22 protein-coding genes are annotated in these 21064 nt (G+C 57.7%); 15 read left to right on the top strand and 7 right to left on the bottom strand.

Annotated features, from left to right (window positions below; genetic code table 11):
• Positions 1-110 precede the first annotated feature (110 nt).
• The 4 genes from I6I12_RS09450 to I6I12_RS09430 all read right to left on the bottom strand — a co-directional run bounded on the left by I6I12_RS09450 (position 111) and on the right by I6I12_RS09430 (position 5102).
• The gene (locus I6I12_RS09450) at positions 111-488 is read right to left on the bottom strand and encodes a hypothetical protein (RefSeq protein ID WP_115598892.1); all 378 of its coding nucleotides are present in this window, start codon (positions 486-488) and stop codon (positions 111-113) included.
• The gene (locus I6I12_RS09445; protein ID WP_005322336.1) at positions 485-877 is read right to left on the bottom strand and encodes a hypothetical protein; all 393 of its coding nucleotides are present in this window, start codon (positions 875-877) and stop codon (positions 485-487) included. The genes I6I12_RS09450 and I6I12_RS09445 overlap by 4 nt, the downstream gene beginning before the upstream one ends.
• 263 nt (positions 878-1140) lie before the next feature.
• Positions 1141-4251, bottom strand: a complete 3111-nt coding sequence (locus tag I6I12_RS12020; protein ID WP_005322334.1) for a hypothetical protein — start codon at positions 4249-4251, stop codon at positions 1141-1143.
• A 365-nt stretch (positions 4252-4616) separates the two neighbouring features.
• Positions 4617-5102, bottom strand: a complete 486-nt coding sequence (locus I6I12_RS09430) for a hypothetical protein (RefSeq protein ID WP_141759381.1) — start codon at positions 5100-5102, stop codon at positions 4617-4619.
• Positions 5103-5158: 56 nt separating this feature from the next.
• On the opposite strand from I6I12_RS09430, the gene I6I12_RS12015 reads away from it, so the two are divergent.
• The 10 genes from I6I12_RS12015 to I6I12_RS09380 all read left to right on the top strand — a co-directional run bounded on the left by I6I12_RS12015 (position 5159) and on the right by I6I12_RS09380 (position 13620).
• Positions 5159-6391: a tyrosine-type recombinase/integrase gene (locus I6I12_RS12015; RefSeq protein ID WP_234288115.1), complete on the top strand. Its 1233-nt coding sequence runs from the start codon at positions 5159-5161 to the stop codon at positions 6389-6391.
• Between the two features lie 508 nt (positions 6392-6899).
• The gene (locus I6I12_RS09420) at positions 6900-7280 is read left to right on the top strand and encodes a hypothetical protein (RefSeq protein ID WP_200288014.1); all 381 of its coding nucleotides are present in this window, start codon (positions 6900-6902) and stop codon (positions 7278-7280) included.
• The gene (locus I6I12_RS09415; protein WP_023020812.1) at positions 7273-8034 is read left to right on the top strand and encodes a hypothetical protein; all 762 of its coding nucleotides are present in this window, start codon (positions 7273-7275) and stop codon (positions 8032-8034) included. Before I6I12_RS09420 ends, I6I12_RS09415 begins: the two co-directional genes overlap by 8 nt.
• 159 nt (positions 8035-8193) lie before the next feature.
• A complete protein-coding gene (locus I6I12_RS09410) occupies positions 8194-8487 on the top strand; it encodes a hypothetical protein (protein ID WP_023020813.1) in 294 nt (97 codons plus the stop codon).
• A 75-nt stretch (positions 8488-8562) separates the two neighbouring features.
• Positions 8563-9009 (top strand): ATP-binding cassette domain-containing protein, encoded by a 447-nt coding sequence (locus tag I6I12_RS09405; RefSeq protein ID WP_023020814.1) that lies wholly within the window; start codon positions 8563-8565, stop codon positions 9007-9009.
• A gap of 142 nt (positions 9010-9151) precedes the next feature.
• Positions 9152-10024, top strand: a complete 873-nt coding sequence (locus I6I12_RS09400; protein WP_023020815.1) for an ABC transporter substrate-binding protein — start codon at positions 9152-9154, stop codon at positions 10022-10024.
• 29 nt (positions 10025-10053) lie between these two features.
• Positions 10054-10986: a FecCD family ABC transporter permease gene (locus I6I12_RS09395; RefSeq protein ID WP_200288012.1), complete on the top strand. Its 933-nt coding sequence runs from the start codon at positions 10054-10056 to the stop codon at positions 10984-10986.
• The gene (locus I6I12_RS09390) at positions 10976-11959 is read left to right on the top strand and encodes a FecCD family ABC transporter permease (protein ID WP_200288010.1); all 984 of its coding nucleotides are present in this window, start codon (positions 10976-10978) and stop codon (positions 11957-11959) included. Before I6I12_RS09395 ends, I6I12_RS09390 begins: the two co-directional genes overlap by 11 nt.
• A 2-nt stretch (positions 11960-11961) precedes the next feature.
• Positions 11962-12774 (top strand): ABC transporter ATP-binding protein, encoded by an 813-nt coding sequence (locus tag I6I12_RS09385; RefSeq protein WP_200288008.1) that lies wholly within the window; start codon positions 11962-11964, stop codon positions 12772-12774.
• A 24-nt stretch (positions 12775-12798) separates the two neighbouring features.
• Positions 12799-13620 (top strand): kinesin, encoded by an 822-nt coding sequence (locus I6I12_RS09380; protein ID WP_200288006.1) that lies wholly within the window; start codon positions 12799-12801, stop codon positions 13618-13620.
• A gap of 305 nt (positions 13621-13925) precedes the next feature.
• On the opposite strand, the gene I6I12_RS09375 is transcribed toward I6I12_RS09380, so the two are convergent.
• Complete coding sequence (locus I6I12_RS09375; RefSeq protein WP_023020821.1) at positions 13926-14366, bottom strand: DUF1990 domain-containing protein; 441 nt, start codon at positions 14364-14366, stop codon at positions 13926-13928.
• A 149-nt stretch (positions 14367-14515) separates the two neighbouring features.
• Here I6I12_RS09375 and I6I12_RS09370 point away from each other — a divergent pair, with 149 nt between their 5' ends.
• From I6I12_RS09370 to I6I12_RS09355, 4 genes are all read left to right on the top strand, one after another.
• Entirely contained in the window at positions 14516-15604 is a 1089-nt protein-coding gene (locus tag I6I12_RS09370) for a S1 family peptidase (RefSeq protein WP_023020822.1), read from the top strand.
• Positions 15605-15863: 259 nt separating this feature from the next.
• A complete protein-coding gene (locus tag I6I12_RS09365; RefSeq protein ID WP_084279013.1) occupies positions 15864-16109 on the top strand; it encodes a FeoA domain-containing protein in 246 nt (81 codons plus the stop codon).
• The gene (gene feoB / locus I6I12_RS09360; RefSeq protein WP_023020824.1) at positions 16109-18031 is read left to right on the top strand and encodes a ferrous iron transport protein B; all 1923 of its coding nucleotides are present in this window, start codon (positions 16109-16111) and stop codon (positions 18029-18031) included. The genes I6I12_RS09365 and feoB overlap by 1 nt, the downstream gene beginning before the upstream one ends.
• Positions 18028-18288: a hypothetical protein gene (locus I6I12_RS09355; RefSeq protein WP_023020825.1), complete on the top strand. Its 261-nt coding sequence runs from the start codon at positions 18028-18030 to the stop codon at positions 18286-18288. The genes feoB and I6I12_RS09355 overlap by 4 nt, the downstream gene beginning before the upstream one ends.
• Here the strand turns inward: I6I12_RS09355 and hisN are convergent.
• Complete coding sequence (gene hisN, locus I6I12_RS09350; protein WP_023020826.1) at positions 18285-19067, bottom strand: histidinol-phosphatase; 783 nt, start codon at positions 19065-19067, stop codon at positions 18285-18287. The two genes, I6I12_RS09355 and hisN, sit on opposite strands and share 4 nt — an antisense overlap.
• On the bottom strand, positions 19060-19896 hold the full coding sequence (locus I6I12_RS09345) for an inositol monophosphatase family protein (RefSeq protein WP_023020827.1): 837 nt from the start codon (positions 19894-19896) through the stop codon (positions 19060-19062). The genes hisN and I6I12_RS09345 overlap by 8 nt, the downstream gene beginning before the upstream one ends.
• Positions 19897-19956: 60 nt before the next feature.
• Between I6I12_RS09345 and prfB the strand changes: the two genes are divergently transcribed.
• Complete coding sequence (gene prfB / locus I6I12_RS09340) at positions 19957-21054, top strand: peptide chain release factor 2 (protein WP_200288005.1); 1098 nt, start codon at positions 19957-19959, stop codon at positions 21052-21054.
• Positions 21055-21064 lie beyond the last annotated feature (10 nt).

Here is a 21064-nt window from a genome sequence, read left to right as displayed (position 1 = left end):
TCGCCACCGTCAAAGACGGCCCTCACAAACAGGCGGCCAGCAAGCCACTCGGGCACCTCCGGTGCCTCGTGGCGCTGGCGAGGGAGATTCTCTCCCTCGACCCTCTGGCCCTACGCTTGCGGGCCATTCTGGCCCGCGTGCTTCGGGCCTGCGGGGGATTCCTCTGACTCTGTAGAGTCAGAGGAATCGACTTCGAAGCCTTCATCGGCTCCTTCGTCCGCCCCGCGATGTGCGCTCTCGTGTTCCTCGGACGCTTCACAGGAGGTTTCCTCCCGTATACCGATTTCTGCGAACAGTTCCCTTACGGAACCGCCGCGAAATTTGGACCACTTGCTTGAAGGCTCATAAGCGCAGGCGTAGAGAACTTCGCCTAATTGACGCTTAAACTCCTCAACCTTCTTGGCTTCTTCGGCTTCTTTTTGCTCCCGCTCCTGGCGGAGAGCTTCAATCTTTTTTACCGACGAAGCGGTCTGAGACTTCGTAATCATAGTTCTGGTTCCCATCCTTTACTGGTGTCTTTTTCTTCTGGTTCATTCTGGAAAAGTGGGGTGAATCGCGGGTTTTTGACCCGAGGGACACGAGGCTTCTTTTCCCGCGGCGGCTGCGGTGGGTAGCCACCTTGATTCTGCTTTTTCCGCCGCGACTGAGCGCGCTCATCGAGGGTTTGCTCTAGCTGATCAAGCTCAGCGTCAACCTTTTCTCCCTCCGCTTTAAGCTGCTCCAAAGACACTTCTTCTTTTGGGGCGTGCTGGGCAAAATCGTCCAGAATCTCCTGGACTCGGTTGGAACGACGGATAATATCGGCGCGGTCTAGACCAACCAAACCGGCGATAAGCCCCTTCGCAGACTCCTCCGCGGCGTACCTGCTCTCCTCCATTTCCGCGCCTGTTTTAGCTCCACTGCGCGGCGCTCGTGGGGCGCTCGGCATCCGTGGTGCTCGGGGCGATTGTGGCTCCATATGTTCCTCCTTATCTTGGGTTGCGGTGTATTGGTGCCATCGGGAACTCGGTCTAAGCACCCGATGGTTCAAGACTTAGCTGGGGTGCTGTTGCTTGCATGGTTAGCGTCTCTGTGACGATAAAAGTGCCTATAGGAGGGCCGCGAGAAAGCTTCATACCAAACCGACCAGGGGGAGGGGTGCTAGACATAGCCATCACCGCGATTCAGCTCATCGGCAAAGGCACGAACAGCATCCATATCGGCATCGCGTAGCACCGTCGAACGCCGAACCTTCTTGCTCATGTGATCCCACTGCGCCCGGGTGAATTCACCCATCCCCAAAGAGGACAACCAACCCACCTTCTGAGCCACGGAAACGCGAACAGCCAAACGGTCAACGACGACAAGACCAGCCTTATGCGCGGCAACGAGTTCGGTGAGTAGGGCACTGTCAGCCGTACGGATACGACGACCCCGAGCAGACTCAAAACGCTTAAACCAGGTCTCCCAATCATGACCCGTGCGCAGACACCCAGTAGGACGGTCAACACCTGTGGTCCCATACCGAACCAACTGCATGTGACCAGCGATCCCACGTGCATGCTTATAGTCGTCGACTGAGTCCCACGCGCAAGTGTCGAACCCCGCCATTTCGTTGCCGTCAATCACATCAACCCGGAGCGTGCCACGTAGAGGCTGCCGTTTTAGGTCAAAGTCCACCGTTGAGACCTCAGGCGTGCGATCCACCGGGTGGAAGTCCAACCGGTTTACGGACCGCGACAACTCCCGAAATGTTGGGAAAGACGTGTAGGGGTTAGGTATCTTTCCCCGGCGTGAAAGAGCGGTATCGCGAAACCAGCGACGCTCCGCGACGGTCCCACGTTCAACCTCCTCAGGAACTTTCAACCCAGCCTTAGCGAGCACACCGTGTTCCAGCAAGGACACATTGCCACGCGTCGAGAAATTCACTAGATCGTCCTGGTAGTGCTTGATCTCCCAGACCGTCGGATCACCTACCAACGCACGACGAGCGGCACGGAACACATTCGCGATGCCAAAGCAATCAAAGTGCTCAATCTCTTCAACAGGCGTGATGAAGCCGTCAGTCGTGACAGACAGAATCGGAATCGTATTGGCCATCGCCAGAAGAAGAGCGCGAACAAGCGACGTTGTCATCGACGCGTGATAGGGAGAGGTTACGGACGACCCACCAATAGACTCCATCTCCTCAGCCCATGCACCCCACCCGTTACGCTCGGAGACGTCCTGGGCCAGCTTCCCGTAGACCGAGTTTGTCGCAACCTTGACGGTCTGCTCTTCCAGCGACCCCTTGCCGAAGATCTTCTTCGCAGTCGCACGGTCTTCAACCATCTGTCGGAGGGCGAAGCGCAGTGATCGGGACGGAGTACTATCAGACTGCATGCGCAACCTCATGCGGTAGCCAATCTGAACACGCACCGTCGCCCCCAGCTTCAACGCAAGGTACAACTCAGGTCCAGCGCACCAAGCACCATGAAACCCGTCATACCCCCCAACATCGTCACCTTGCGCGGCTCCAGCACCGTCAGACGTTCGTGGATATAACACGCAGTCACCGACGACCACCGGCAAGCAAGGCGCAACAACATCATCCGGGAAATTCCAACTCACATAGGCAACTAACGGGGTGATGGGACCTAACGGAAAGTCGTCCAGTGTAAGTACCCGGTCCTTCACAACCTCCTCGATACAACCGCCCACATAATCCACATCAATCACCGATGCCATCGCAGATGGGTACGCAGATTGGATATCGTGATCGAAGGTCGGGTAAGGGTGGTGACCAGGAGACAGACAACTGTTCCAGCCTCCGTGAAACGCCATTTTCCACGCAGTGTGGGATTGATTGGCATCGCCGTCCACGGGTACCAACTCTCGTGTGGTGTAATACGAAAGTTGGTCATGGTCTAAAAACGGTTCAGGGTCCGTCAACCGCACGAGACCGCGAAAGTTGATGAGGAAGTCCTTCACCACCTTGTCGCCCATGTAGCGCATGATTCCGTCGCGGACAGCACTGGCACCCGCACCCGAAAGGGTGACAGGCGGAACGATGTTGAGACCCCACAGCATCGCCAGATACTCAACAACGATGACCGCGTCATTCACCCCATATTCGAGGAACGACGTCAGATCGTCACGACGCATTGAGGTCATATTCTCGATTGAGGAACCAACATCAAGCTTAGGAACACCGCAAACATCGCCAAGAGCAGCGAGACTCTTATGACCGGGTGCAGCCTGACACATCGTGTCACGAACGGTCACAGAGAACGGCAACCAGCGATAGCTGTTGGAGCCTTTGCCAGACTTGCGCATGAAGCGGGCAGGTTGCAGCGAAACTAAGCCCCCCGAAGCAGAGGTCACGCGGCGGAGGATGTCATAATGTTTTTCCCCACCATTGCGCTGCTCGGGAGGGCGCCGAAAAGCGGTCAGATCGGCGTTGCCGAAATGACACGCCAGGACGACGGCAATGCGAGCCTTGAACGCCGCATCTCGCGTGGCGGAGTAGTCAAATTTTCCCCGAGGGTTGAGTTTCCTTACATCGCGGACGAGCACGCCACGAGGATCGATAGGCTCCCGAGAGGGTGACAGGACATGCAGACCGCCTGCAAGACTGACGATGTAGAGAGCATCCTCAAGGTAGATGCGATCACCCGCCAGAGGCAACACAACCACCTGTACGAGAACACCATCATCGAGAGCATCAGTACAGGCGAACTGATAGCTATCGATGACGCGCTTAGCGGGGTCATCTTCGCGGTAGGTGAACTCAGTATCAAACCCGATCACTTGAGCCCGGCGACCGCCACTACCCATCGACCTCACAGTTGGTAGCTGGCCGAAACTCTTAACATCGACACCGGCATCAACCCCTGCAACCGCAGCGGCTTCCACCGCTGCTGCTGCTGCGGAGTCACGGTGGCCGGAGTCACGATGGCCGGACTCTCCGGTCCGGCCATTCTGCCTCTCCCCTAGGGGATTTTGGCCTGAAACGACTTTAGGGTCTTGACCAGCAGGAACGTCCGTAGAACTGCCTGAAATCGTGGCCAAGGTCTCCGAGACCTTAGCCACAGATCGAGGTTCACGACGTACCAAAACGGTGAAGTACGACGGGTCAGAACGCCCAGGAACGTCGACGGCAGTGTCGACGAGGCGTGATTGCCACTCGGTGCCATTCACGTCAAGCTCGATGAGTTCATGCTCATGACGCACCGTGTCGGGCGCGTCCTTGGGGGAGATCTCTATGCTCCACGCCTCGTTCGCTGTCGTCATGGCTTCTCACCACCGACAACATGCTCATCTAGCCACGCCTCAATATCAGCGATTCTGTAGACGACGAGGTTGGTACCCACGCTGGCGTATCTGGGCCCTTTGCCCTGAACACGCCAGTTGTTGAGAGTTTGAGGGGCAATTCCGATCAGGGATGCCGCTACCGAACTTTTAACCGCAATAGGCTCGGCATGATCGACCAGTTTTAAATTAGAAACACCTTTCAAGGTTTGCTCCAGACATGCTGAAAGGGCCCCGGCCTAGCGGTTATCCGCTTTGGGGGCCTGCATATCCGAGTTGCAAACCTTGGGTTCTTATTGTACCCGGTGCCTCGGTGGCCAACCGTCGCAGGTACGGCTGGTTATATTTTAGCCTACTTGTGAGGGAAAATCAAAGACCGGCGGAAACATCGTAGCCACGACACTGTCCGGTACAGGGTCGATAAGATCCATCGTCAGTCCTTCACCTGCGGCGAAGCGTCGTCCTGCGTTAGGCCGATAAAAGGTGAACGGCAACGTTCGATCAGCTTCGTTCTCCAGAAACTCGAGTCGTGCCTGGAGGTGTTTGCGGACAGCGTGCAGACGCGGGTGTCGCTTCTGACGACCTTTCGTATCATTTTTCACAATGGGGTCCAGATACCTTAGTTCACGAGCTACCGCGCGGATTTCACAGTAGGTTTCAAGGGCGGTAAGCAAGAGCTGTGTGACCTCCTCGCGGGAAAGTGGGGGAGTGAACAATTCGCGAGCGTCAACATAAAGCGGGTGATTATCGTCAACCAACGTGCACAACACTTCCTGGCGTCTGCGCGCGACGTCATCGGTAGACCAAATTGGAAGACGTTCTGAAGGATCCATACCAGCAATGATAACAAATTCGAACCTATTGCAAAAGTGGGTCTATAGTGGTGTGTATGTCCAAGCAAATACGTGCCGCCAGAACGAAACTAAGCCTTGGGGAAGATTCCATCGACCGCGTCGTTGATGCTTTACCGCCGCGAGGTCCATACGAAGCGAAAATCACGGTCCGACTATGGGACGGAACGACTTACCGCCCGACAATCCGGGCAAGGACAAAGGGGGAATTCCGGCGAATTGCCGTCGAGAAGCGGGATAGCAAGCTCAACTCGACGTCGACCAATTGGGATAAGAGCAAGAACTTCTCGGCGTTCATTACCGACGTCTCTAAGCCGGCCATCCGGGCGGCACGTCTGCGACCGAACACGCGCGCCCGGTATGAGCTCGCATTAAAGCAGGCCGAAGCACAGCTAGGAAAACACGCCATTGGCGAAGCTGTGAAATTCCGAACTCTCGAACACGCATTGCAGGCCATCGCCACCGCAAACGGGTCGGAATCTGCACGGCAGGCCCGCACCGTCGTGAGCAAGTACATTCTGGATCAGCTCATCCGCGAGGGTGTTATCGACCACAACCCGTTACGCGGAATCAGCATCGACCTCGGCGAGGTCAAGAAGGGCAATAAACCACAAGGTGGTCACGCCCTGACGAACGCCCAATACGACGCCGTTGTAGACCATCTCATTGCACGCGATACCGCCAGACCGTTACCACCGGGCACGGACAGACGAGCAAGCTCCATCGCAAAACATGACAACGTGGTCGCGCTGGCACTACTGCAAGCGGGGACGGGACTTCGCATCTCCGAGGCACTGGCAGTGACGAGGCATTCTGTAAAAGTCGCTAATGGGCAGATCGCTATCAGCATTACATCTGAGCAATCCAAAACGCACAGAGGCCGTTCTATCCCGTTCCTGGACAAGCGTGTCGAAAAGTTTTGGTTAAACCGGCTCGACGGACTAGGAACGGCCGACCCACTGATCCCTTCGCCAGGAGACAAGCAGGCGCACTGGCGCACCGACAACGCCGTGAAAGCGTCAGCGACTCTGTTTAAAGATGTCGGCGCGCAGGTCCAGGACGACCACATCGCTTTAATGAGATCCCATGACTGGCGCACGGTGCTCAATAACCGGGCCATCGCGCGAGGGGTGCCCGCCCAGGTGCGTGCAGCCTACTTCGGGCATGACGTCGACGTGAACGCGCGCAACTACACGGATTGGACTGATGTCGACGCTATGCGGGGAGCCTTGAATCTCGGTGAAGAAAGTGGGACTCAAAACGGGACTTAAGAGTCGGTAATCCGCGGTAAGGCGCAGTAAGGCCCAGTATGCTTATACCTCTCTAATCAGCAGGTAAAAGGGTAATAACTGCAGGTGGCTCGAACTTGAGGGTGAGAACCCAGAGGTCGTAGGTTCGAATCCTGCCCCCGCTACCAACTTCCGGGCCCCTACCAGTGGAAACGCTGGTAGGGGTCTCTTTCGTTTTATGCTGAAATCGCCATTTGGTGCACTAGTCTCAAAATCCTGCACCGCGCAATCCCGCAACCGGATCTGCGCTTCACAAAGAGATCACTGCAGCACAACGACGCGGATATGATGATTTTGCCAAGAATTTCGGTCCTGACGTCGATACCTATACTCGGAACGAAGTGAGAGCCATCGAGGTAGAGGCGCACACCTCGGTCGGATTCAGCCAATCTGAAGCGGAAGCACTAACCGATTATGGTATCGAGAAGCTCAAGCAACAAGGCTTGTCTCAACCTACAAATATCCCGTGGAACCCTGGAGTGTTATAAGAGTGTTAACGCAGCCCACCAACGAACAGCTGACGCAATTTCAATCGGACCTCGAAGACATCGTCACGCCAACCATGGAACAGCTTCACACGCGAATCCAGGAAACAGGGCCCCTGTCATCTGATGACGCAATCAGATTCGTTGCAGATATCACTGCGCTGACAATATTCGAGCTGGCCGAGCGACTTGACGGAAACGCTGACAAACCCGGCGCCCTCAGCTACAGGTTCGCTGCAGCAGAAGGGGAAGAAGTGCGCCTGCCTGCCGAAGTGCTCAGCGCCATCACCGGATGGCTTTCCGCTCTACAGGATCGAAACCCCCTCGCCGGGAAGATCAGCCACCCGTACCCCTTCGACTTTTACGGAGCGAAAGACTATGCATAGCGATTCCGCACTGCTGCTCATCGGACGACTGTATGCGAAAGTTTACGACCAATCCATGGACTCGGATGCCGCTGAGCACCTCCACCACCTGCTGAGCAATATTCATGACACCACCGCCATCGATGAGGCCATCTACGCCTACCAAGGCGAAATACTCGGCATCCTGCTGGATTCAGTGAATCAGTCCGACTCGCTCGAGTTGTACACGGCGAGTACGTCGCAGCGCGAGTCTCTTAACTTGGCCATCACCGCCCTCGAAGATACACCTCAGTCTATGGTGGCACTCGACGCAATTGCGCAGTTGGCGCAGGTTGAACCACCAGCTCCCGGCCAAGCCAAAATCGACATCCCCACGGAAAATCTCTCGAGCGACGCCCGAAAACTTTCAGCGCTCGGCCTCCACCAGGGCATCGCCATTTCGGTCCCGCATTTGGGCATTCCGATCTTGGAAGGCGACGAAACCACTGACATCTCCACCTCGTCTACCGTATTGGGCGAGCAACGTTACGCCTCTGCCAAAGCCGTACCCAAGTGGCTGACTCACTTGTCGGAGGCTCCGTCCGCTAGCTTCGTTACGTACCAGAATTCGCACGGCGAGACCCTCCAGGTCAAGTTTAATGCCAAGGGAAACTACTTCCCGCTTCTTCTCACGAACCATAACGGAGACCGCCGCCTCGACAAACTACCGTCCGCGAGACAAGCCGAAAACCACATCGTGGCCTGGCTAGACAATTCACAATCACCGATCATCTAGCTGCCACTCAAAAGCGGTTTGGGTCTGTTTACTTTGGAGATAGAAAACTGGGGCCTGACCCCCCGACGTGTCTAATTTCCGGGGTCAGGCCCATGAATGTCATGCGCAGGCTAAAAACGGTGGCCTGATTAAGATAAACTGATTGGTAAGGAATTTGTTGTGAAAGAAAGAACGATCATTCCGGGAATACTTTTTGGAATTGTCTTGGGCGTCGCAACCCTTTATGGCGGAGTGCTCCTGTCCACATGGCTTCCAATACCTTTCGTCTTCTATGGGCTACCTCTACCTTCATTGGTGGTGTTGGGTGTATTAGCCATATCTGTCTACATGTTGAAAAAGGATCGGCTTAGCGACCGATCATGGCGTGCTTTTGCCTTCACATTCGCCGCGGCTTTCGTCGTATCAGCGTTCTTATGGGTGAGCACCATTTCTGGCTATGGAAACTTCGCATAGCCTATAGATATGGAACCGTTGTAAGGCCAATGACAGTTAGCCCCTCTAGATTGATGAACTGCTCCCCATTCGCCGATGAGGGCCATTTTCGTTTTCTTCGGCGGCCAGCGGCAATGGGCACGGCTTGCACTGGCTCTGGCTCAGGGCGCGCCGGTGCCGCTGCTCGACGAGCCTACGACCTTCCTTGATCCCGCCCACGCGATTAGTGTTTTGGAGCTCGTTCGCAAGCAAGCCCGCGCTGGTAAGACAGTCGTTGTTGTGCTGCACGACCACATGTTGGCTGGTCAGTACTCCGACACCAGGGCGGTTATGAACAACGGCGAGGTCATAGCCCGGGGGACTCCCAAGGAAGCACTGCGGAAGGATATTTTAGCCGCAGCCTACGGTATCGATGTAGAAATCTGGGACGATCCTTTCAGCGACGCCCCCCGTCATCGTTTCCCGCGCTGTGCTCAAGGGCTAGAGCATTCGAAAGATGAACACCAAAGACCGCAGTTTGGAGTTCGTTCGCAGAGGCTGTAGATGATCGTGGCTAGAGCGGATTTCGGTTTCCGCTCCTCACCGCTATCCCTCATGGAACTCATCCTGTGGCTGCATGGTCCGTCATGGAGAGGGAAGCAATCAGGCTCTAGACAGTAAACCCTTATAAAGCTAAGGTAAGCCTATGCAAAAGAGAGACTTCATGAATGTGCGTGCAGTTATCGCACTTGTAGCCACCCTAGCCCTAGGCGCAGGCCTTGTTGCGTGTTCTTCTGATTCTTCTCAGGGACCGGGTGAAGATAGGAAAATCGAGCGAGTTGTGGCGCTCGATTGGCGCTATGAGGAAATTCTCAAGGCCCTCGATGTGGACCCAGTGGGAATCGTGGAAATCGGCAAGTCGGAGGCACCAACTACGTTGAAGGGACAGTTAGGTCAGGCGACCTCCGTGGGCCAAGCCAAGCAGCCGAACCTAGAAGTTATCCAGTCTTTGGAACCAGATCTGATTTTGGCTAGCCCTACCCGTCAAGCTGATATCATGCCGCAACTGGAAGAGATTGCGCAGACGGAATCCTACCCAGATGAAACTTACTCGGACGTGCTGGACTCGATGGATGAGATCGCGGCCAAACTCGGCAAAGAGGAAAAGGCTAAAGATGTCCGTCAGCGCATCGAGGACAAGATTGCTCAGACCAAGGACACGGTAAAGCCGGGTAGTCGTGCTGTCGTGGCTGGCTGGTCCAGCGAGATGCTCTATACCTGGGTCAACCCCTCTTTCTCTCAGTCGCTACTGAGTAAAGTGGGCTATGACTATGCCTTCGAAGGCGAGAAGTCTTCTATCGAATCTAAGACTGATGTAGCGGAACTGACCGGTGATAAGCTCCCTGGAATGAAGGCTGACCGAGTCTTTATGTACAAGGACGTCGAAGCGTTTAAAAAGACGCCCTATGCCAAGGGCAGCGGTGACATCGTAGAGGTAGACCAAGATATCTGGTCGCGCGCCCGCGGGCCATTATCTGCCGAGCATATGCTCGATGACATTATCGCCGCTGAAAAGTAGTGGCACCTCGAACTAAAGCCAGCGTCTGCTTGGTCCTTGCAACCGCTGCCGCTGCCTTTGTGTGGTGGTGGCGGCTCCGCCATGTTCAGGTGCCAGTTGATACCCCGTGGTTAGAAGAAGAGCTGCATAGCGTGGCTTTTGACCGTCTCCTTGCTACCACGGTGGTCGGTATTGCACTAGGTGTAGGTGGGTTATTGCTGCGCACGGCAACCGCGAATCCGCTCGCCGATCCGTCCATCACTGGTGTGAACTCCGGTGCGGCACTCGGTGCAGTCGCAACCGCAATGTTTTTAGGAAGCGAAACCTCGAGCGTTGACCAGCTGCCCGGTGCGCTGCTGGGTGCGGGGATTGCTGTGGGGGTGACGGTGGGCGTCGGCAAGAGCGGTGCGATCCAGCGCATGGTACTCGTTGGCGTTGCCGTTTCCGCACTGTGTAGCGCCTTGACCTCCATTTTCCTGGTGGTGGATGAAGCTCAACTGGCGACGGTGATGTCGTGGCTTTCTGGCCGGCTTGCCGGTGCACGCCTAAGCGATACTATGCCCGCGCTGATCGCTGTGCTGGTCGTGGTTCCCTTGACCTTAATCGGTGCGAAAACGCTGGACTTGCTCGTAGCTGGCGATGCCGTGGCTGGTGCTGTGGGGGCGAAGCCGGAGCGCATTCGGTTGGCTGCCATTGTGGCGGCGGTAGTGCTCGTTGCTCCTTCGGTAGCCGCAACCGGGCCGATTGGATTTTTGGGGCTGATGGCCGCGACCGTAGCGTGGCGGGTGTGCGGCCCGCACCATCGCATGGGGCTATGTGTGGCTGGAATTGTAGGAGCAGCGGTGCTTCTGGTGGCCGACTCGGTTGGGCAGGCAATCTGGGCGCCAGCCGAGACCCCAGTGGGCATCGTGACTTCTTTGGCTGGCATGCCCTTAGTGCTGTGGTCCGTCCATGCGCTAGGGAGGAGGAGACATGCGGCATAAGAGAATTGTAGGGGTTCTAGTAGGACTCATCCTGGCGTTGATATTGAGCGCAGTTATCGGCATGGGCGTCGGTGCGGTGATGAAATCGCCGGGCGAGGTGACCACTGGCTTCTTTACCGGAGATCCGCTCATATGGAAGTACCGCGCACCGCGGATCTTGGTGGGTATTTGCGCGGGCAGTGCCATGGCTGTTTCTGGCTGTATATTGCAATCCGCGCTACGCAATCCCTTGGCCGCACCAGATACGGTGGGTATTACCTCCGGCGGTGGGCTCGCGGCCGTTGCGGTACTTATGGGAGCAGGCGCCCTGCCGGCCCACCTGCTGACCTTTATCGCCTTTATCGGCGCGTTGGCTGGAACTGGGTTGGTTCTCCTTCTCGCCGGACGCGGGGCAAGCGATCCGGTGCGCCTGCCCCTTACCGGGGTGGCGGTATCTTTTGGGCTGGGTGCCATCACCGAATTGCTCCTGGTGCGCGCCGCGCCAGAGGCAGGAGCGGCCATGACATGGCTGAAAGGTTCGCTTTACGCCCGCTCGCTTGGCGACGCCACTATTGTCGCCCCCTTTATCCTTCTCGCCCTAACCGCCGCGATGGTGGTGGCAAAACACCTGGATATGCTCGCACTGGATGGTTCCACCATGGCCGGCATTGGAGTGAACGCCAAGATGTGGCGCCTCATAGCAATAGCTTTGGCCGTTATCCTCGGCGCAGCGGGAGTCGCCGCGGCTGGGGTCTTGGGCTTCGCCGGGCTCATCGTCCCACATGCTGCCCGCTTGATGGTTGGTTCGAACCTGCGCCGGCAAATGCCCGTGGCGGCCCTAGGCGGCGCGACCCTCGTGACTGTATGCGATACGTTCGGTCGCTGGGCCTTCGCCCCCACGGAAATCCCCGTTGGCGCGCTCATCGCGCTGATTGGCGCACCCTATTTCATTTTCCTATTGACTGGGCTAACCCGAGTGCGAAATGGAGGCTAGACATGACATTGACATGTAGCGGATTGACCGTGGGTTACGGTGGTCCCGATGTGGTCAAAGATGTAAATCTCCGCTTATCTAGCGGTCAAGTAACGGCTCTGATCGGGCCGAATGGCTGCGGCAAATCGACGCTTCTCAAAACATTGGGGCGCCAACTTACGCCCAGCGCAGGCGCGGTGTACCTCGCGGACCAAAAAATTAGTGAGTATTCCTCGCGTGCCTTTGCCCGTGAAGTTTCTTTTCTGCCACAACACCCTGCGGCTCCGGAAGGGGTACTAGTGCGCGACGTTATCGGCTACGGCCGCTATCCCTATACAGGGGCGCTAGCGACGATGCGGGCCGGAGATCATGCAGCGGTTGAGCGTGCTGCCTCGCGTGCTGGGGTGAGCGAGCTTCTCGACGTCCCTGCTGCAGACCTTTCCGGCGGTCAACGCCAGCGTGTTTTCCTCGCCATGACCTTGGCCCAAGAAACACCAATTACCTTGCTTGACGAGCCGACTACTTACCTCGACCCTGCGCACCAACTGTCCATCTTGGAGCTCATCCGAGACCTCAATGGTGCCGGGACCACAGTGGTCATGGTGGTTCACGATATGGTCCATGCTGCGCGTTACGCCGATCGAATCGTAGCCATGCGTGAGGGGCGCATTGTGGCCGAAGGGCCTACCGAGGAGGTGATGACCGCTGAACTCGTACGCGAAACCTTCCAAGTTGAGTGTTTAGAGATGACTGATCCATCCACCGGTAGACGCTTTCCTATCCCCATTTCCGTGCACGCTCCTGAACTTTCTGGAACCCTAGAAGGAAGAAGATAAATCTATTAAAAGGAGTAAGTAGCAATGGCGAACGAACTAGGCCACGAGGTCGACTTGGACCGTAACGAATACAAGTACTTAGCTTCTGAGGATTCTGTGTCTTCAGCTGCTAAGTCTGACAAGTCCTCCGGGGCGGCTACGGGTGTCGCTGCTGGTGCAGCTGCTGCGGGCGCCGCAGGTGCTGCCGGCCTGTCCAAGCCGGTCGGTAAGCCATCTGCGGACGGAGATGAGCCCACCGCAAGCAAGTATGAGCCGCAGAACCACGTTGTCGCTGGTGCGGAGGAAGAACATGTTGGCAAGGCCGCAGAGCAGCCGGACCTGCAGGAAGCGCTGGATGAGAACAACGCGGACTATGCACCGAGCCAGCACATCGTAGGTGAGGCAAAGGAAGAGCACATTGGTTCTGCCCCACAGCAGCCGGACCTGCAGGAAGCGCTGGATGAGAACAACGCGGACTATGCACCGAGCCAGCACATCGTAGGTGAGGCAAAGGAAGAACACATTGGTTCTGCCCCACAGCAGCCAAACATTGATCTGGAAGCCTCGGGCGAGACCCCAACCTCTGTCAATGATCTGGATGTAGATCCAGAGATGTCTGGCGATGACCGAGACGAAGCAGATGACGTCACCGGCGAGGCTGGCAATGAGCGTTTGGACCAGCTGAAGGGTAAGGCATCGGAGGCAGGTAGCGCCGTAGGTGATGCCTTCCAGCGTGCTAAGGGCTTTGTGGAAGATAAGGCTCACGAGTACCAAGAAGAGACCACGAAGAAGGGCGGATTCTTCGATCGCGTCAAGGGCGCTGTTCGTGACGCACGCGAATCCATCGAAGATAAACGCAAGAATTAGATCCACGTTTTCTTCGGATTAAAGGGCCGTCTCCTTACAGGGAGGCGGCTTTATTTGATCGAAATATACTCGGCAATCATCCGATCTTTTGTGGATACCGTAGAGGAAAAAGTTCTCTTAACGTGATGGGGGAGAAGAGGTTGCACCCTTAGTAGAGGATCCACAGGTGCTGCTTGTCAACGAACCCACGGCTGTCCTAAGCTGCTGCCGCTCCCAGCATGACCTGATGTTCAATTCCTGGTGAGCACCACAAAAAGGTAGAACGGACAGCTTAAAGGCGAGATGAATGCGGCTATCGTTGCCGCTTAGTCCAGCGCGTGGAGATATAGCCTGCTGATAAGCAGGCGCCTCGGCACGTCCACAAGGGGGCGCAGGAAGGGTAGGAAGGGCTCTGAGGCGGCGTCGATAAGCAATACCGTGCGACCATCGCGCAGACGCTCTAGGGTGAAGGTCTCTTCGCCGCGCTCGAGGTGTCCAGGGAGGGTGCCATAGGTGAATCCGCAGCGGCCATCCTCATGGAAGACATCGACTACGCGGCAGTGAAAATCCCATGGACCCAAGCCGAGGGTGACCTCCGCGCCGAGCTCCACAACCTCATGGGTCGGGCGGACACGGAAAAGGCCGCTGCGTTGTACTGACCAGCGGAAAAGTCGGTGTGCGGCGGCGTCAAAGTCAGCATCGATAACCCGCGACATATGCAGCTGTGGAAAGTCGGAGACATCAGAATAGGACAGCGGTGTGGGCATGTTCTCCATGATAGGGGAGGGGTGATCACCCCCGAAGTCTGGAAGAAATATAACGGCTTGGACACAGTCACAAGAGTTTGCTGTTTCCACAATTTTTTCGTGCCACTATCGAGTTTGCACGATGTTGACAACTGAAAGTAGGTACCTTGATGCTTCGCATTCCGCACCTCAAGAAAGTCCTAGTGGGCTCGGCTTTCGCTGGTGCGTTTTTCCTGGGTTCCCCGGCCGCAGGCGCCCAGGAATTGCCCCAACCGGATTTCGACTCCGCAGGGATTATTAACCAGGTCCGCGATAACCTAGCGGGGGTCGGCATCCAGACCCCGCAGGTGGATAAGAATGTTACCGATGCCGTGGATTCCTCTGTGCGCAACGCGCAGCAAGCCGTGCAGCAGAACCTGCAGCAAGGACAGTACGCGGAGCCGATGACTAATCCGAATCCCATCGGTCTAGCGGAGCAGGCTACCCAGCCGGAGTTTAAACCGAAGGGAACCAATCCGAACTATAAGTGGAAAAACGATGGATTTTCCAAGGTAGCCGCCGGAAAGCCACAGGCTGATTACGTCCTGCACCGTGTGCCGGGTTCCATGTTTGATGCCCCACGCATTCCAGAAGAGTCTGTTGCAGCCATGAATCAGGGTGACTCCCTCTATGGTCCAGGCACCCCGCTCTACGTCAATGACAAGACGATGTGTACTCTGACCGCGGCAGGCAACGATAATGGTGGCCGCAAGGTGGGGCTGACCGCTGGCCACTGCGGCAATGTGGGCGATTCAGTTACCTCCGCTGATTCGGAGCAAATCGGCCCGACGGGCACCGTGGTGTCTAAGAACGAGGACTTGGACTACGCCGTCATTGAGTTCGGCTCCAAGGCTAAGGTGTCCCGTTCCTACAATGGCGTAACTGTCAATGAACTAGGCGGTGGCGTCAAACCGGGCCAGCAGGTGTGCAAGCAGGGCGTTGCCACCGGCAAGACCTGCGGTATTACCTATCAGCAGGCAAAGAAGATTCAGGTAAACCAAGTCTGCGCCATGATGGGTGATTCTGGTGCGCCGTTGCTCGTCAATGGCCGCCTCATTGGTTCCATTTCCGGTGGATTCCTGCCGGTGAATTTCCCGTGCCGTACCCCATTGCAGGGGCCGGTTCATAACCCGACTGCTGCCACCAATATGGATGCGGTCTTGGCGGATATGAACCGCCGCGGTGGCGTAGGTGCCGGTTTCACGCTGCCTGAAGACTAGCTGTACTGAGGCATTCGCCCGCTCCCCAGCTCGGGGAGCGGGCTTTTTGCGTCCCTGCCCGGTGCCGATAATCACAACTAATCGGAGCTTGTGTGAAAAGCTTAGGCGGACTAAGGTTAGCCTTATCTAGTAGCTACTTAGGTGTGGCTAATATCACCGGCATGGTCCGGTCAGAGAGAACTGAGGTAACCGCGCGATGTTGCAGCTGTCCTTATTGTCCCGCACCCGGCGCAAACCGGGGTGCGAAAAATCCGAGTGTATGCGCGCCGATCAGGCACCGGTAGACGCTTTGGTGGAACTTCCTGAGTGCTGCTTGCAGCACGCCATCGACGAGCGGCCGGCGTTGGCGCTGCGCTTGCGGGAATTAGGTTTCCGCCCAGGTGTGCGCGTACAGATCGGCCGCAAGGTAGCCGGCGGCGCGCGCCTAGTTACCGTAGGCACCGCCCACTATGCGGTGGATGCGGCTACTCTTCGCCAGCTCGAAGTCATCCCGGTGGCAGCATAATGGCACGGAAAACCGCTGCGCCGAGCTGCCATTCCACCTCCTCGATGCGCATTGCGAAGGAGGGAACGCCGGTCCTCGCATTGGTCGGGGCTCCAAATTCCGGCAAATCTACCTTGTTCAATGCGCTAACCGGAGCGAAGGTGCAGACCGGAAACTGGCCAGGTACCTCCGTTGAGATAAGCCGTGGCTTGTGGAATGCGCAGCCAGAGGCCTTTGACATCATTGATCTTCCTGGTGCTTATTCATTGGATCCAATGAGCCCAGACGAGGAATTTACCCGCGATATGCTCGTGGAGGCTCCGCCGTGTGAGCGCCCCGATGTGGTTGTGGTGCTCGTGGACGCCACTGCGCCGGCGCGCGGACTGAACCTCGCTTTCCAGATTGCGGAGCACCCATACCGGGTAGTGATTGGGGTGACCAAGGAGGACATCGCCAAGCAGCAGGGCATAAGCATCGATACGTCCGCGCTTTCACACGAGGTGGGCATCCCGGTGGTCAGCGTTAACGGTCGGCGGCGTGAAAACTTGGATGCGCTCGAGCGCGAGGTTGCCCGTGCAATGCACACTGATCCGCGGACCATCCGGCCCAATGCTGACCTAGACCAGCGCTTTGTGGATTTGGACGCGGCGGAAAAGGCTGCCGTTTCACGGACGGATACTGGCGAACCGCTCAGCCACCGCGCGGACCGCCTAGTCTTGCACCCAGTGCTCGGGCCGATTCTGTTTCTGGCGGTGATGTGGGCGGTCTTCTTCATCACCACTACTGTCGCGGGTCCGCTACAGGACGGATTAGAAGCATTCATCACCGGCCCGGTCTCCGCCGCTGCGCGCAGCATCCTCCCGGATAACTGGCTGCTCACAGGCTTGTTGGTGGATGGTCTCATCGGTGGTGTAGGCATGGTGCTCACCTTCGCGCCGCTTCTTGCGCTGATGTTTTTGTGCTTGGCGGTGCTGGAGGATTCCGGCTATATGGCGCGCGCGGCCGTGGTCACTGACCGCGTGATGCGCGCCATCGGCCTGCCGGGTAAGGCTTTTATCCCCATCGTGGTGGGCTATGGCTGCAATGTACCGGCTATCTCAGCCACGCGCGTGCTTGGCGACGTCCGCCACCGCATCCTCACCTGCCTGCTTATTCCCTTTACTTCATGCTCTGCGCGTCTCATCGTATTTATGATGCTGGCACAGGTATTTTTCCCTGCTCATGCCGGTTCCGCGGTATTTGCCATGTACGTGCTGTCCATCGCTTTGGTGGTGTTGGTAGGCCTGGCGCTGCGCCGCACGGTGTGGCGGGCCATGCCGGCCGAAGCCCTCGTTATCGACCTTCCGGCCTATCAGCTGCCCACCTTTAGACTCACCATCTCAGTAATGTGGGTGCGCCTCAAGGGCTTCTTACATACCGCCGGCGGCATCATCGTGGCCACGGTGGTAGTCATCTGGCTGCTCATGTCCATCCCGGTCACCGGCGGGCACTCCTTTAACGAAGAGGCAGTGCCGCCACAGGATTCCGCCTATGGTGCCGTTGCTCAGGCAATGTCTCCCGTCTTTGCCCCGGCAGGCTTTGGTTCTTGGTCGCTGACCGGACCCTTGGTCACCGGATTCGTGGCGAAGGAAACCCTCATTTCCACGTGGGCACAGACGTACGCAGTCGAAGACGTCACTGACGATGCACCGGAAGAGCAAGCAGAATCCCCACTGGCCAGCCATATCCGCGCTGATTTTGATGCGGCCTCTGGCGGGCACGGGCTCGCGGCAGTATGGGCGTACATGGTATTCCTGCTGGCCTACACCCCGTGCGTAGCCACGGTAGCCGCGCAGCGGCGAGAAATAGGCTGGAAGTGGACACTCATCGGCTTCGCCCTACAACTCGGCTCCGCCTGGATCCTGGCGGTGGGAGTTTTCCAAGTCCTCAAGGTCTTCCTATGAGCCCCACGGAGCAGGTCAAGGAGGCCATTAAACAGGGAAAATCCAACCCGGCTGACATTGCAAAAGCTACTGGGTTAGGGCAGGGGACCGTGGAAATCATCCTCGCCCACCTCGAACGCACGGCGGAGCTGGTGCGTGAATCGCTCACTTCGTGCCCCACCGGCGGCTGCGGCAGTTGCGCGCAGGCGGGTGGTTGTTCCGCTGCAGCTACCGAGCACCGCGGTCCGGTGCTGCTCCAGCTGCGGAGAAGACCCTAGCCCTGTAGCGCGGCGAGGGCGTGCTTATGAAGCAGTCCGTTGGAGGCTACGCCGGATCCGCCATGCGGGCCGGGGTTTCCTTCAAGGTCAGTGAAGGTACCGCCGGCCTCGGTCACGATGAGCGAGGGCGCAGCGAGGTCCCACAGGGAAACCTCCGGTTCGGCGGCGATATCTACTGCGCCTTCGGCGACGAGGCAATAGGACCAGAAGTCTCCGTAGCCGCGCAGGCGCCACGTTTTATCCGTTAGCGCGAGGAATTTATCGCGCAATCCGCGCTCAGCCCATCCGGTAAGCGAGCTCATCGCCAGCGAAGAATCGGAGAGCTTTTCTACGTGGGAAACGCTCAAACGCTTCGGCTCGCCGCCGAACACGCGGAAGGCACCCGCGCCCTTGGCCGCGTACCAGCGGCGGCGCAGGGCGGGAGCGGAGACGACGGATACCACCGGTTCGCCGTCTTCCAAGAGGGAAATGAGCGTGGCCCATACGGGCACGCCACGCACGAAGTTCTTGGTGCCGTCGATGGGATCGATGACCCACTGGCGGCCTTTATAACAGGCCTCGCCGCCGTATTCCTCGCCCAGCACCTCATCGCGCGGGCGGGAGCGCTTGAGGGATTCGCGGATTTGCTTCTCACAGGTGAGGTCCGCATCCGATACGGGAGACATATCCGGCTTTTCCTTAACGGAAAGATCCGAGGCCTCGAAACGATGCATGGTTACCACATCGGCATGGCCCGCCAGCTCGAGCGCGAGGCCCAAGTCTTCTTTGAACTTACCCACGGAGCCAATCCTCCATCTGATCCACTACCAATTTATTGCCGGCGAGGCACCATTCGACACCGCCGGCTTCTACCTTGCGGGCGGCACCACCGGCTGCTTCAACGAGAGCTTTGCCGGGGAACCAATCCCAATCCGCTACCGAATGCTGCATCCATGCGCCCCACGTGCCATCGGCTACGGAGGACAGGTCAACAGAACCGGCACCGAGCATACGGACTGTAGCAAAGTTTTCCGCCACGCGCTGCCATGCCCCGCGGATATCCGCATCCATCAGCGAGGTCGGGTGCAAATAGGTAGATAGCGAAATCTGCTTGGCTGGCTGAGCCGCAAGGCGGGAAACTTCTTTGCCGTCCAGAGAAGTGGGGTAGTCGCGGCCACCGAACCACGTATAACCCATGGCGGGGCGGTGGACGGCGCCGAGGGTGATCCCGGTGGCGTCGGCAAGCGCGAGGGCAGAGCACCAATAATCGGAGCCGGAAGAGAAATTGTAGGTGCCATCGACTGGGTCAATGACCCAGGTGCGGCCGGACTGGGATTCGCGGGCGGCGCCCTCCTCACCCAGGATGCCGTCCTCCGGGCGCACGGCCTCGAGCACGCCCGCGACGAAGCGCTCGGCCGCGCGGTCTGCATCCGTGACAACGTCCGAGATGGAAGTCTTTTGCTCCACGTCAACGCCCATCTCGCGCAGGCGCCACGCCAAGCGTCCGGCGTTATAGACGAGGGCCTGCGCAAGGTGCGCATCCCCGTCATCCGCATGCGCGACAATAAAGGTCTTGATGACCGCGTCGATCATCTCCTGCAAGCTCGGCTTTTGATCCATGCCCACCATTGTCACCCTAAACGCGGCCGATGGCTAATTGTGATGGCCCGGTGGGTAGGATTGGGGCCTATGCGTCCCGAAGTAACAGCACGGCTCAAGCAACTAGAATCCACCCTGACCACCATTGAGAAGGTCATGGACCCAGAGGCTTTGGCTGCCCGCATTCGGGAACTAGAGGCCCAGGCCGGGGATCCATCCCTGTGGGACGACCCCGTACATGCCCAAAAGGTCACCTCTGAGCTTTCCGCAGCGCAGGCGAAGGTTCGCAAGCTAGAAGCGCTGCGCGGGCGTCTCGAGGACATGCCCGTCATGTACGAACTTGCGGAAGAGGAAGGGGATTCTTCCCTGGCAGACGAGGAGCTCGATTCCCTGGAGTCCGCCATCGAATCCCTAGAGGTCACCACCATGCTTTCCGGTGAGTATGACCCGCGTGAGGCGGTTATCAATATTCGCTCTGGTGCCGGCGGTGTGGATGCGGCGGACTGGGCTGAAATGCTTATGCGCATGTATACCCGCTGGGCAGAAAAGCACGGCCACAAGGTGGATGTATATGACATTTCCTATGCGGAGGAAGCGGGCATCAAGTCAGCCACGTTCGTAGTCCATGGTGAGTACATGTACGGCCAGCTTTCCGTGGAACAAGGCGCGCATCGCTTGGTGCGCATCTCGCCTTTTGATAATCAAGGCCGACGCCAGACCTCCTTCGCCGAGGTGGAAGTCCTGCCGGTGGTGGAACAGACCGACCACATCGATATCCCGGACAATGATGTGCGCGTCGATGTTTATCGTTCTTCTGGTCCGGGTGGCCAGTCCGTCAATACCACCGACTCGGCGGTGCGTCTAACCCATATTCCCACCGGAATCGTGGTCACCTGCCAGAACGAAAAATCGCAGATTCAAAATAAGGCCTCGGCTATGCGCGTGCTGCAGGCAAAGCTCTTGGAGCGCAAGCGCCAAGAAGAACAGGCGGAGCTCGATGCGCTGGGCGCTGGTGGTAACGCGTCCTGGGGCAACCAGATGCGCTCTTACGTGCTGCACCCGTACCAGATGGTCAAAGACCTGCGCACCAACTTTGAGGTGGGTGATCCCTCCAAGGTGCTTGATGGCGATATCGATGGCTTTCTTGAATCCGGCATCCGCTGGCGCATGCAGCAAGAGCAGGACTAGTTAGGAAAAC

Origin of the sequence: Corynebacterium kefirresidentii (assembly GCF_016599755.1) — a bacterium.
GTDB classification, from domain to species: Bacteria; Actinomycetota; Actinomycetes; order Mycobacteriales; family Mycobacteriaceae; genus Corynebacterium; species Corynebacterium kefirresidentii.
Note: the sequence above shows the minus strand (reverse complement) of the source record. Positions and strands in the feature narration are given on the sequence as shown.

Coding starts and splice junctions, on each gene's coding strand:
- I6I12_RS09450 (WP_115598892.1), bottom strand. CDS start 488: ATGATTACGAAGTCTCAGACCGCTTCGTCGGTAAAAAAGATTGAAGCT.
- I6I12_RS09445 (WP_005322336.1), bottom strand. CDS start 877: ATGGAGGAGAGCAGGTACGCCGCGGAGGAGTCTGCGAAGGGGCTTATC.
- I6I12_RS12020 (WP_005322334.1), bottom strand. CDS start 4,251: ATGACGACAGCGAACGAGGCGTGGAGCATAGAGATCTCCCCCAAGGAC.
- I6I12_RS09430 (WP_141759381.1), bottom strand. CDS start 5,102: ATGGATCCTTCAGAACGTCTTCCAATTTGGTCTACCGATGACGTCGCG.
- I6I12_RS12015 (WP_234288115.1), top strand. CDS start 5,159: ATGTCCAAGCAAATACGTGCCGCCAGAACGAAACTAAGCCTTGGGGAA.
- I6I12_RS09415 (WP_023020812.1), top strand. CDS start 7,273: ATGCATAGCGATTCCGCACTGCTGCTCATCGGACGACTGTATGCGAAA.
- I6I12_RS09405 (WP_023020814.1), top strand. CDS start 8,563: ATGAGGGCCATTTTCGTTTTCTTCGGCGGCCAGCGGCAATGGGCACGG.
- I6I12_RS09400 (WP_023020815.1), top strand. CDS start 9,152: ATGCAAAAGAGAGACTTCATGAATGTGCGTGCAGTTATCGCACTTGTA.
- I6I12_RS09390 (WP_200288010.1), top strand. CDS start 10,976: ATGCGGCATAAGAGAATTGTAGGGGTTCTAGTAGGACTCATCCTGGCG.
- I6I12_RS09385 (WP_200288008.1), top strand. CDS start 11,962: ATGACATTGACATGTAGCGGATTGACCGTGGGTTACGGTGGTCCCGAT.
- I6I12_RS09380 (WP_200288006.1), top strand. CDS start 12,799: ATGGCGAACGAACTAGGCCACGAGGTCGACTTGGACCGTAACGAATAC.
- I6I12_RS09375 (WP_023020821.1), bottom strand. CDS start 14,366: ATGCCCACACCGCTGTCCTATTCTGATGTCTCCGACTTTCCACAGCTG.
- I6I12_RS09370 (WP_023020822.1), top strand. CDS start 14,516: ATGCTTCGCATTCCGCACCTCAAGAAAGTCCTAGTGGGCTCGGCTTTC.
- I6I12_RS09365 (WP_084279013.1), top strand. CDS start 15,864: ATGCGCGCCGATCAGGCACCGGTAGACGCTTTGGTGGAACTTCCTGAG.
- feoB (WP_023020824.1), top strand. CDS start 16,109: ATGGCACGGAAAACCGCTGCGCCGAGCTGCCATTCCACCTCCTCGATG.
- I6I12_RS09355 (WP_023020825.1), top strand. CDS start 18,028: ATGAGCCCCACGGAGCAGGTCAAGGAGGCCATTAAACAGGGAAAATCC.
- I6I12_RS09345 (WP_023020827.1), bottom strand. CDS start 19,896: ATGGTGGGCATGGATCAAAAGCCGAGCTTGCAGGAGATGATCGACGCG.
- prfB (WP_200288005.1), top strand. CDS start 19,957: ATGCGTCCCGAAGTAACAGCACGGCTCAAGCAACTAGAATCCACCCTG.